This window comes from Amycolatopsis silviterrae (assembly GCF_042684085.1).
Taxonomy (GTDB): Bacteria; Actinomycetota; Actinomycetes; order Mycobacteriales; family Pseudonocardiaceae; genus Amycolatopsis; species Amycolatopsis silviterrae.
In genome coordinates this window covers 495749-508139 of the sequence record NZ_JBHUKS010000006.1, presented here as the reverse complement: position 1 = coordinate 508139, position 12391 = coordinate 495749, and the positions used below count along the sequence as shown (strand labels likewise).

Below are 12391 nucleotides of genomic sequence, written 5' to 3'. Positions count from 1 at the left end.
GTCCACGTGCAAGGTTTTCGGCAGCGTGGCGTGCCGCATGGCCATGACCATCTTGATCACGCCCGCCACCCCGGCGGCCGCCTGGGTGTGGCCGAGGTTCGACTTGACCGACCCGAGCAGCAGCGGATGCTCGCGGCCGGGGGCGGCGCCGTAGGTCGCGATGAGGCCGCGCGCTTCGATCGGGTCGCCCAGCGGGGTTCCCGTGCCGTGTGCCTCGACCGCGTCGACGTCGGCCGCGCTCAGCCCGGCGGCGGCGAGCGCCTCCCGGATCACCCGCTGCTGCGCGCGGCCGTTCGGCGCGGTGAAGCCGTTGGACGCGCCGTCGGAATTGACCGCCGAACCCCGCACCAGGGCGAGCACTTCGTGGCCGTTCCGCCGCGCGTCGGAAAGCCGTTCCAGTACCAGGATCCCGACGCCTTCGGCCCAGCCCGTGCCGTCCGCGGCGGCGGAGAACGCCTTGCACCGGCCGTCCGCGGCGAGCCCGCCCTGCCTGCTGAACTCGACCAGCGAACCGGGTGTGGACATCACGTTCACCCCGCCCGCCAGCGCCAGCGCGCACTCCCCCTGCCGCAGCGATTGCGCGGCGAGGTGCAGGGCGACCAGCGACGACGAGCAGGCGGTGTCGACGGTGACCGCGGGCCCTTCCAGGCCGAAGGCGTAGGAAACCCGGCCGGACATCGCACTCGCGGCGAACCCGGTGCCGAGGTCGCCGGTGGCCTCGGCGGGCGCGCGGACGACCAGGTAGGCGTAGTCCTGCCCGTTGGTGCCGACGAACACGCCGGTCCGGCTGCCGCGCAACCGGGTCGCGTCGATCCTGGCCCGTTCGAACGCCTCCCACGAGGTCTCCAGCAGCAGCCGCTGCTGGGGATCCATCGACACCGCTTCCCGCGGCGAGATCCCGAAGAACCCCGGGTCGAATTCCGCGGCTCCGCTGAGGAAACCGCCCTGCCTGCTGACGCCGTGGCCGCGCGCGTCGACTCCGGCCGCGTCGAGCGCGGCCAGTTCCCAGCCGCGGTCGGCGGGGAAGCCGGAGACCGCGTCGCCGCCCGAGCGCACCAGGTCCCACAGGTCCTCCGGCGAGGCCACCCCGCCGGGGAACCGGCAGCTCATCCCGACGATCGCGATCGGTTCCGCGGCGGCGGCTTCGAGCTTGCGGGTGCGCCGCCGCAGCCGGTCGGTCTCCTTCAGGGCGGCCCGCAGCGCCGCGACTACCTGTTCGCTCGACGATGCCATCATCAACTCCGTCAGTCGTCCGACCGGTCGGACCGGCCCTCTAGTGCCGCCTGGACCAGGTCGTCGACCGCCATCGCGTCGATGGACTCCCCGGCGTCGGCTTCGTCGGCTTCGGCGGTCTCGGCGGCGTCTCCGGTCCCGGGGGCTTCGGGCACGGCGTCCGGCAGCACGCCGGCCAGGATGTGCCCGGCGAGCGCCACCGGGGTCGGATGGTCGAAGACCAGGGTGGAGGCCAGGCTCAGCCCGGTCGCGGCGGTCAGCCGGTTGCGCAGCTCGACCGCGCCCAGCGAATCGAACCCGAGGTCCCGGAAGGCTTTCTCCGCACCGACCAGCTCGACGTCGAGGTGGCCCAGCACTTCCGCCGCCCGCGCCCGCACCAGGTCGAGCACCGCCTCGAAGCGCTGGCCCGGCGCGAGATCCGCGAGCCGGTCCGGCAATCCGGCACGGGCTCCGGACCCGCCGCCGGCGGCCTGCTCCCAGCCGGGCATTTCCCGCAGCAGCGCGCCGGGCCGGGCCGCGGCGGTGAACCGCTCCGTTTCGACGGCCGCGACCAGCACGGTCGGCTCGCTTTCCACGACGACCTGGCGGAGCGCGGCGAAGGCGAGCTCCGGATCCATCGCACCGATTCCGGTGCGGCGGGCGGCGGTCTCGGCTTGGGCGGTGGCCGCCATGCCGTCGCCGCCCCAGGGGCCCCAGGCGATCGAGGTCGCGGCCAGGCCGAGTGCGCGCCGTCGCTCGGCGATCGCGTCGAGCACGGAGTTGGCCGCGGCGTAGTTGGCCTGGCCGGGGTTGCCGACCGTGCCCGACGCCGACGAGAACAACGCGAAGACGCGCAGGTCCGCTTCCCGGGTCAGCTCGTCGAGCAGAAGGGCCGAAGCGACCTTCGAGCGGAACACCGTCTCGAACCGGTCCGGAGCAAGTCCGTCGAGCACTCCGTCGTCGAGCACTCCGGCCGCGTGGAGGACACCGGTCAGCGGATGCTCCGCCGGGATGTCGTCGAGCAGCGCCTGGAGGCCGGCCCGGTCCGCGACGTCGCAGGCGGCGATGGTGACCCTCGCTCCGGCGGCGGCAAGTTCGTCCCGCAGCTCCGCCGCTCCCGGCGCGCCGGGACCGCTGCGGCTGACGAGCAGCAAGTGTCCGGCGCCGGCGCGAGCGAGCCGGCGGGCCAGCTGCTTGCCGAGCGCACCGGTGCCGCCGGTGATCAAGACCGTCCCGCCGGGCTCCCAGATCGGCGCGGAACCGTGCGCGGCGGCCTTCCGCAGGCGGCGGCCGAACAGGCCCGCCCCGCGGACGGCGACCTCGTCCTCGCCGTCGAGTCCGGCGAGGACCGCGGCGAACCGCTCCGCCGCCCGCGCGTCGACCGCCTCGGGCAGGTCGACGAGACCGCCCCAGCGCTCCGGGTGTTCCAGCGCGGCCACACGGCCCACCCCCCAGGCCCCGGCCTGGCACGGGCGGACCGGCGGCTCCCCGGGGCCGGTCGAGATCGCGCCGCGGGTGACGCTCCACAGCGGAGCGGTGATCCGCGCGTCGCCCAGTGCCTGCACCGCCGTCGCGGTCGAGACCGCCGCGGCGGACGCTCCCGCTTCGGCGCCGGACAAGGCCAGCAGCGACACGACCCCGGCGTAGCCGGGACCGGCCGCCGCACGCAGCGTTCCGGCCAGCTCGTCCCGGTCCGGGCGGGCCGGGACGTCGACCCGGACCGCGTCCGGGCCGAGCGCGTCGACCGCGGCCGGGATCCACTCGTCGTCGCTGCCCGCCGGGGCGAGCACGAGCCAGGAGCCGGTGCCGCCGCCGGCCGGCACGGGACCGAGCGGCTGCCAGCCGACCCGGTAGCGCCAACCGTCCACAAGGGACTGATCGGCGTGCCGCCGTCGCCAGTCCAGCAAGGCCGGCAGCACCTTCGCGAGCGCGTCGCCCTCGACGTTCAGCGTCGCTTCCAGCGAGGAGAAGTCCTCGTCCGACACCGCGGCCCAGAACTCGCGGTCGGCTTCGCCGCCGCTGGGCTCCTCGACCGCGGGCGACGGCCAGAACCGCTGGTGCTGGAAGGCGTAGGTCGGCAGGTCGACCCGCCGGGTTCCGGTCCCGGCGAAGAAGCTTCGCCAGTCCGGGCGGACGCCGTCGAGGTGCAGCCGGGCGACCGCCGCGGCGACGGTCGTTTCCTCGTCGCGGTCCTTGCGCAGCAACGGGATCACCAGCGCATCAGTGTCGCCGAGGCTGTCCTGGGCCATCGCCGACAGCACTGCGTCCGGGCCGATCTCGAGGAACCTCGTGACGCCGTTCGCGGCCAGCGCGGCTACCCCGTCGGCGAACCGGACCGTCCGGCGCACGTGCGCCACCCAATAGCCCGGGTCGCACACCAACTCCGCGGAGACCGCTTCGCCGGTGAGGGCGGACACGAACGGCACGACCGGGGCGGCATACGACATCCGCCGCGCGACCCGGTCGAAGTCCGCCAGCATCGCGTCCATCCGGGCCGAGTGGAACGCATGGCTGACCCGCAGCCGCTTGGTCTTGCGCCCTTCGGCCGCGAACCGGTCCGCGAGCGCGGTCACGGCATCTTCGTCGCCGGCGATCACCACCGCGCGCGGACCGTTGACCGCGGCGATCGAAACGCCGTCCGTGACCAGCGGCGCCACCTCGTCTTCGGCCGCTTCGAGCGACACCATCGCTCCCCCGGACGGCAGCGCAGCCATCAGCGTGCCCCGCGCCGCGACCAGCCGGCAGGCGTCAGCCAGCGAGAACACCCCGGCCGCGTGGGCGGCGGCGAGTTCCCCGACGGAGTGCCCGGCGACGAAATCGGGCCGGACGCCCCAGGACTCCAGCAGCCGGAAGAGCGCGACCTCGACCGCGAACAGCGCGGGCTGGGTGTACCCGGTCCGGTCGAGCAGGTCGGCTTCCTCGGTGGCCGGTCCGGCGAACACCAGGTCGCGCAACGACCGGTCCAGATGAGCTTCCAGGTGCGCCAGCACCGCGTCGAACGCGTCGGCGAAGACCGGGAACCGCCGGTAGAGCGCGGCCCCCATGCCGGGTCGCTGCGAACCCTGGCCGGAGAACAGGAAGGCGAGCTTGCCGCCGCGCCCGGCGCTCCCCCGCAGCGCGATCGACGAGGTGCCGCCGTCGGCCAGCGTCGCCAGCCCGATGAGGAGCTGGTCCCGGTCCTCCGCCACGACGGCGGCGCGGTGCTCGAACGCCGACCGCGAAGTGGCCGCGGAGAACGCCACGTCGGAGAGCACGAGATCGGGTGCCGCCCGCAGCCGGGCACGCAGTCCGGCGGCCTGGTCCCGCAACGCGGCTGTCGTCTTTCCGGACAGCAGCACCGGCACCGCGCCGATGTCGCGCGACGGCGGGGCTTCGGCGGCCGCGGGCGCCTGTTCCAGGATGAGGTGCGAGTTCGTTCCGCTGGCCCCGAACGACGAGACCGCGGCCCGGCGCGGCCGGCCCGCGTCGGGCCACGGCACGGTCTCGGTGAGCAGTTCGACCGCGCCCGCGCTCCAGTCCACATAGGAGGAAGGCGTGCCGACGTGCAGGGTTTTCGGCAGCACCCCGCCGCGCAGGGCGAGGACCATCTTGATCACGCCCGCGACGCCGGAGGCGGCCTGGGCGTGGCCGATGTTGGACTTGACCGAACCGAGCAGCAGCGGCCGCTCCCGGTCCTGTCCGTAGGTCGCGAGCAGCGCCTGCGCTTCGATCGGGTCGCCCAGAGAGGTGCCGGTGCCGTGCGCCTCGACGGCGTCGACGTCGGCGGCGGCGAGCCCGGCGTCCGCCAGCGCCGTGCGGATCACCCGCTGCTGGGCAGGTCCGCTCGGCGCGGTCAGGCCGTTGGACGCGCCGTCGGAGTTGACCGCCGAGCCGCGTAGCACCGCCAGCACTTCGTGCCCGTTGCGCTGTGCGTCCGAAAGCCGTTCGACGACCAGCATGCCGACGCCTTCGGCCCAGCCGGTACCGTCCGCGCGGTCGGAGAAAGCCTTGCAGCGGCCGTCCGGGGACAGCGCGCCCATCGCGCCGAATTCGACGAAGTTGGCCGGTGTGGACATCACCGTCACGCCGCCCGCGACGGCGATCGCGCATTCGCCCGCCCGCAGCGCCTTGGCGGCCAGGTGCAGCGCCACCAGCGAGGACGAGCAGGCTGTGTCGACCGAGACCGCCGGTCCTTCCAGCCCGAACGTGTAGGCCAGCCGTCCGGACAGCAGGCTCGCGGACTGGGCGGTCAGCCACTGCCCGTTCGCTCCGGCGGCCGGGCGGTAGTCGCCGCTGCCGCCGCCGACGAACACCCCGGCGGCGGTGCCGCGCAGCTCGGCGGGGTCGATCCCGGCCCGCTCCAGCGCTTCCCACGCGCCTTCCAGCACGAGCCGCTGCTGCGGGTCCATCACCAGCGCCTCGCGCGGCGAGATGCCGAAGAAGCCCGGGTCGAAATCTCCGGCGTCGTAGAGGAAACCGCCGCCGCGGGCGACCGTGGCGCCCTCGCCGCCGCCGGCGAGGTCGCCGAGCGGCCAGTTCCGGTCGCCCGGCAGCGCGCCGACCGCGTCGACCTCGGCGCAGACCAGCCGCCACAGGTCCTCCGGCGAACGGACGCCACCCGGATAGCGGCAGCTCATGCCCACGATCGCGATCGGGTCGCCGGACGCGGCGAGCACGCCGTCCGCCGACGGCCGCGCACCGGCTTCCTCGCCGAACAGCCCGGTCCGCAAGTGCTCGGCCAGCGCCGCGGGCGTCGGGTGGTCGAAGGCCAGCGTCGCGGGCAGTGCGAGGCCGGTGGCGGCGGCCAGCTGGGCGCGCAGGTCGACGGCGGTCAGCGAGTCGAACCCGAGGTCCTTGAACGCCGCGTCGTCCTCGACCGCGTCCGCGTCGGCGTGTCCCAGCACTGCCGCGACCTTTTCGCGGACCAGGGCGAGAATCTCCGCTGCCCGGCCGGCTTCGGGCAGGCCGCGCAGCTTCTGCGGGAGGCCGGCTTCGGCCCCGGCGGCCGGGACCTGGCCGGCCCGTGCTTCGGGCAGTTCGTCGAACAGAGTGCTGGGCCGGTTCGCGACGAAGGCCGGAGCGAAACGGTCCCACTCGACGTCGGCGACCGTCGCCGAACAGTCTTCGCGGTCGGCGATCGCGCGGCCGAGCGCGGCCAGCGCGAGGCCGGAATCGAGGGCGGGCAAACCGTTGCGGCGCAAGTGCCCGGCGAGGGCGGAGGGGATCGCGTCGGCCCAAGCGCCCCAGCCGATCGACAGTGCCGCGACCCCGCGATCGCGCCGGCGGCGGGCGAGCGCGTCCAGGTGTGCGCCGATCGCCGCTTCGGCGCCCCGTCCGGCAGTGCCCCACACCCCGGCGACCGTGGCGAACAGGACGAAGGCGTCCAGCGGGCGGTCGGCGAGCAGTGCGTCGAGGTTCTCCGCCCCGGCGACGGCCGCCTCGACGTCCGCGGTCAGGTCGCCGCTGACGTCGCCGGGTTCGCCATCGACGTAGAGCACCGCGGTCAACGGCTCCGCCACGGAGTCCAGCACCGAAGCGAGTGCCTCGCGATCGGCCGCATCGCAGGGCACGACCGACACGGCGGTGCCGAGCCCGGCCAGTTCGGCTTCCAGTTCGGGAGCCGCCTCGGGGTGCTTCGCGGTGAGCACGAGGTGATCCGCACCGCGCGCCGCCAGCCAGCGGGCCACCTCGGTGCCGACCGGCCGGGCGCCGCCGACGACCAGCACAGTGCCGTCCGGTGTCCAGGAACCGCCGTCGTCGGCGGCGGCCCGGACCAGCCGCCGGGCGAAGACGCCCGAAGCGCGAACCGCGACCTGGTCCTCCGCGCCGCCCAGCGCAGCGCCGAGGCGCCCGGCCGAACGGGCGTCGAGGGTCTCCGGAAGGTCGACCAGGCCGCCCCACCGGTCCGGATTCTCCAGCGCCAGCACCCGGCCGAGGCCCCAGTCCGCGGCCCGGCCCCGCTCCGCGAGGCGCTCGGACCGGCCGACCGCGACCGCGCCGCGAGTGACCCACCAGAGCGGGGCTTCGACGCCCGCGCCGGACAGAGCTTCCAGCAGCGCCGCCGGCCATATCGGCATCGCGAAGGCCACGACTCCCGCCACGCTGCCGGATTCTTCGTGCGCTTCGATCAGCTGCGCGGCGAACGCGGCGCGGTCCTCGCCGAACCCGACTCGCACGACGTCCTCGCCGAGGGCCGCGACCGCCGTCTCCGACCAGGGATCGGTGCGCTCCGGGACGATCGCCAGCCATCGCCGCGAGGCGGTCCCGTCCGGGACGGCCAGCGGCCGCCAGCTCACCCGGTAACGCCAGCCGTCCGCCACGGACCGGTCGTGCCGCTTGCGCTGCCACGCCGAGAGCGCGGGCACGACCGCGGTCAGCGAGTCGTCGTCGAGTTCGAGCAGTTCCGACAGCGCGGCGCGGTCTTCCCGTTCGACCGCGGCCCACAACTCGCTTTCCGCCGGGTCCGTGATCGCACCGGCGGCGCGCGGTGCCGGCGCGTCCGGCCAGAACCGCTCGTGCTGGAAGGCGTAGGTCGGCAGGGTGGCCCGGCGGGCGCCGGTCCCGGCGAAGAACTCCTCCCAGGCCACCGGCGCGCCACGCACGCAGAGGGCGCCGACCGCCGCGGTGACGGCGGTTTCCTCGTCGCGGTTCGCCCGCAGCAACGGCACGACCGCGTGGTCGCCGCCGCCGTCCTCGTCGAGGACCTGCCTTGCCATCGCGGACAGCACGCCGTCCGGGCCGACCTCGACGAAGGTCGACGCCCCGGCGTCCCGCAGCGCCCGGACCGCGTCGGCGAACCGGACGGTTTCCCGGACGTGCCGCACCCAGTGCTCCGGCGAAGCCAGCCGCGCGGGCGGGACGGGCGACCCGGCCGCGTTCGACACCAGCGGGATGTCCGGCTCGTGGAAGGAAAGCCCTTCGGCCACCTGGCCGAAAGCGGCCAGCACCGGGTCCATCAGCGGCGAGTGGAACGCGTGGCTGACCCGGAGCCGCTTGGTTTTGCGGCCCTCGGCGCGGAAATGCCCGGCGATCGCCGTCACCTCGTCCTCGGCGCCGGCGATCACCACCGCGGCGGATCCGTTGACCGCGGCGAGCGAAACCCGCCCGGTCAGGTGCGGCACGACCTCGTCCTCGCTCGCCTCCAGCGAGACCATCGCCCCGCCCTCGGGCAGCGCCTGCATCAGCCGGCCGCGGGCGACGACCAGCCGCACGGCGTCTTCCAGCGAGAAAACCCCGGCGACATGCGCGGCGGCGATCTCCCCGATCGAGTGGCCCGCGACGAAATCGGGCCGGACGCCCCAGGATTCCAGCAGCCGGAAAAGCGCGACCTCCACCGCGAACAAGGCCGGCTGGGTGTAGCCGGTGCGGTCCAGCGGCTCGGCGTCCGGACCCCACACCAGCTCCCGCGGCGGGCGGTCGAGTTCGACGTCGAGGTGCGCGAAAACCTCGTCCAGCGCGGCGGCGAAGGCCGGGAACCGGGCGTAGAGCTCGCGGCCCATCCCGATCCGCTGGGAGCCCTGCCCGGAGAAGAGGAACGCGGTCTTGCCGGGCGCCGTCCTCCCCCTGGCGGATTCGACCGGGCCGTCCGGCCCGGCCAGCAGCACCGCGCGGTGCGCGAACGCCGTCCGGCCGGTGGCCAGCGCGTAGCCGACGTCCACGGCGGACAGCTCGGTCCCGGCGGCGAACGCGGCGAGGCGGTCGAGCTGGGCCTGCAGGGCCGCGGCGCTCTTGCCGGACACCGGCCACGGCACCACCGCCGGAACGACCGTCGCCTCGGGCGGCGCCGCCACGACGGCAGGGGCCTGCTCCAGGACGACGTGCGCGTTGGTGCCGCTGACGCCGAACGCCGAGACCCCGGCGCGGCGGGCGTGCCCGGTCTCGGGCCAGGCTTCCTTCTCGCGCAGCAGCGAGACCGCTCCGGCCGACCAGTCGACGTGCGAGGTCGGCGCGTCCAGGTGCAGCGTCTTCGGCAGCACGCCGTGGCGCATCGCCAGGACCATCTTCACGATCCCGGCCACCCCGGCCGCGGCCTGGGTGTGCCCGAGGTTCGACTTGACCGCGCCGACGCGCAGCGGCTCGGCGCGGTCGCGGCCGTAGGCCGCCAGCAACGCGTGGGCCTCGATCGGGTCGCCGAGCGCGGTCCCGGTGCCGTGCGCCTCCACCGCGTCCACGTCGGCGGCGGCGAGCCCGGCGTCGGCCAGCGCGGCGCGGATGACCCGTTGCTGGGACGGGCCGTTCGGAGCGGTCAGGCCGTTGGAAGCGCCGTCGGAGTTGATCGCGCTGCCGCGCACGACGCCCCAGACTTCGTGCCCGTTGGCGAGCGCGGCGGAGAGCCGTTCCAGCACCAGGACGCCGACCCCTTCCGACCACGACGTGCCGTCCGCCGCCTCGGCGAAGGGCTTGCAGCGGCCGTCGGGGGCGAGCCCGCTCTGGGCGCTGAACTCGACGAACGAGTCCGGGCTGGACATCACCGAGACGCCGCCGGCCAGCGCCAGCGAGGCGGAGCCGTCGCGCAGGGCTCGGCTCGCCCAGTGCAGCGCGACCAGCGCGGACGAACAAGCGGTGTCGACGGTGACCGCGGGCCCTTCGAGGCCCAAGGCGTAGGACAGGCGCCCGGACAGCACGCTGCCGGTGGTGCCGGTGGCGACGTGGCCCTGGACGTCCGCCGCCGCCGCTCGCAGCACGCCGGCGTAGTCCTGCCCGTTGGTGCCGACGAACACGCCGGTGTCGCTGCCGCGCAGGGAAACCGGGTCGATCCCGGCCCGTTCGAGCGCTTCCCAGCTGGTTTCGAGCAGCAGCCGCTGCTGCGGATCCATCGCCAGCGCCTCGCGCGGCGAAATGCCGAAGAACGCGGCGTCGAAATCGGCGACCCCGCTGAGGAATCCGCCTTCGCGGGTGTCGGACGCGCCGCCGGCGAGCGCTTCGAGGTCCCAGCCGCGATCCGCGGGGAACGGCGAAATGCCGTCCCGGCCTTCGGCGAGCATCTGCCAGAGGTCTTCCGGCGACGAGACGCCCCCGGGGAAACGGCAGCCGATGCCGACGATCGCGATCGGGTCGTCGGCCGCCGCGCCGCCGGCGGAGACCGGCTCGACCGGCTCGGTGATCGTCCCGAGCAGTTCCGCGAGCAGGAACTCCGCCAGTTCGGCGGTGTTCGGGTAGTCGTAGATCATCGACGCGGCGAGCTTGAGGCCGGTGCCCGCCGACAGGGCGTTGCGCAGTTCGACCGTCGTCAGCGAGTCGAAACCGAGGTCCTTGAACGCCCGGTCGGGCTCGACCGCGGCGGCGTCGGCGTAGCCGAGCACCGCGGCGACCTGGCCGCGCACGAGGTCGAGCAGCGCGCCGGAGCGCTCGCCCGCCGGCAGCCCGGCGAGGCGGCCGCGCAGCCCGGATTCGTCCTCCTCCGGCGCCGCCGCGCCCAGCCGCCTGAGTTCGGGCAGGTCCGACAGCGACGGGTTCGCCCGGAGTTTCGCGAAGGCCCCGGCGAACCGCGGCCACTCGATGTCCGCCACGGCCACTGCCGGGTCGCCGAGTTCGATCGCCCGCCGCAGCGCCGAGACCGCCAGCTCCGGCGGCAGCAGGCCGAAGCCGCCGCGCCGAAGCCGGCTGCCCAGCGACGGCCCGCCGGCCGCCATTCCGCCGTCCGCCCACGGACCCCAGGCGATCGAGGTCGCCGTGCGCCCGGCCGAGCGGCGCTGTTCGGCCAGTGCGTCCAGCGCCGCGTTCGCCGCGGCGTAATTGCCTTGGCCGGGCGAACCGAGCGTGCCCGACACCGACGAGAAGAGCACGAACGCGGACAGCTCCCGGTCCCTGGTCAGTTCGTCCAGTGCTTGCGCCGCACCCGCTTTCGACCGCCAGACCGCGGTGAACTTCTCCGGGGTCAGCGCCTCGACGACGGCGTCCTCGACGATTCCGGCGGCGTGGAACACCGCGCTGACCGGGAAGCGGTCGAAGACCTCGGCCAGCGCCTCCCGGTCCGCCGCGTCGCAGGCCACGATCGTGACCTCGGCGCCGGAGCCGGCGAGTTCGGCGCGCAGTTCGGCGGCGCCGGGAGCGTCCGGTCCGCGACGGCTGAGCAGCACCACGTGCTCGGCCCCGGCGCCGGCGAGCCACCGGGCGACGTGTCCGCCGAGCGCGCCGGTGCCGCCGGTCACGAGCACGGTGCCGGACGGCGTGTACGCCCCGGTCCCGCGACCGCCGGACGGCCGGCGGACCAGCCTGCGCACGAAGGTTCCGGAAGCACGGACCGCCACCTGGTCCTCGGCGCCGGCCAGCACGCCCGGCAGCCGCCGGGCGGTGGCGTGGCCGAGGTCGGCGGGCAGGTCGACCAGACCGCCCCAGCGGTCGGGATGTTCGAGCGCGACCACCCGGCCGAAGCCCCACAGACCCGCCTGGGCGGAATCGGCGACCTGCTCGGAACGCCCGACGGCCACCGCGGCGCGAGTGAGGCACCACAGCGGCGCGTCGATCCCGGCGTCGCCGAGTGCCTGGACCAAAGCCGCGGTGAGCGGCAGCCCGGCCGGCACCGCGGCGGCACCGTTCTCCACGGCCAGCAGGGAAAGCACCCCGGCGAAACCGGTGCCGCACTCGCGCAGCCGGCCGGCGAGCGCGGAGCGGCCGGGCTCGGTCACCGCGAGCCGGACGGTATCGGCGCCGAGTCCGCCGACGACGGTCTCGAGCCACGCTTCGTCGATGCCCGGGGCGGTCACGACCAGCCAGGCACCAGCCGGTTCCGGCCGCTCCGCGACGGACGGCGCCGGCCTCCAGACCGCCCGGTAGCACCATTCGTCCACAGTGGACTGGTCCTGCCTGCGGCGGCGCCAGGCCGACAGCGCGGGTGCCATCGCGGTGATCGTGGCCTCGTCGAGGTCCAGTTCCGAGGCCAGCGAACCGACATCGGCGCGGTCGACGGCGGCCCAGAACTCCGCATCGGCCGGGTCCGCGCCGCCGGCGGCCCCGGGTTCGCCGGGCTCGGGCCAGAACCGCTCGTGCTGGAACGGGTAGGTCGGCAGGTCGATCCGGCGGGCCCGCGAACCGGCGAAGAACGCGGTCCAGTCCGGTTCGGCGCCGTGGACGTGCAGCCGGCCCAGCGCGGCGGCGAGCGTCGCGGCCTCGGGCCGGTCGCGGCGCAGCGCCGGCACCAGCACGGCGTCGGACTCCTCGCCCAGAACCTGTTCCGCCGCACCGGAAAGAACACTGTCCG

Annotated in this window: 2 protein-coding genes (1 of these 2 only partly in view); both read right to left on the bottom strand. The window is 75.1% G+C overall.

All coding sequences use genetic code 11. The annotated features are described in order from the left end of the window. The coding region (locus ACFSVL_RS11145) for a beta-ketoacyl synthase N-terminal-like domain-containing protein (protein ID WP_378303146.1) at positions 1–1239 on the bottom strand (1239 nt) is incomplete at its 3' end. Between the two features lie 5 nt (positions 1240–1244). Beyond that, positions 1245–12391, bottom strand: partial view of a type I polyketide synthase gene (locus ACFSVL_RS11140; protein WP_378303144.1) — the final stretch only. Its footprint extends 16810 nt past the window's final position; 11147 of the gene's 27957 nt are visible here — the last part of the coding sequence; the start codon falls outside the window, past its right edge; it ends in the stop codon at positions 1245–1247.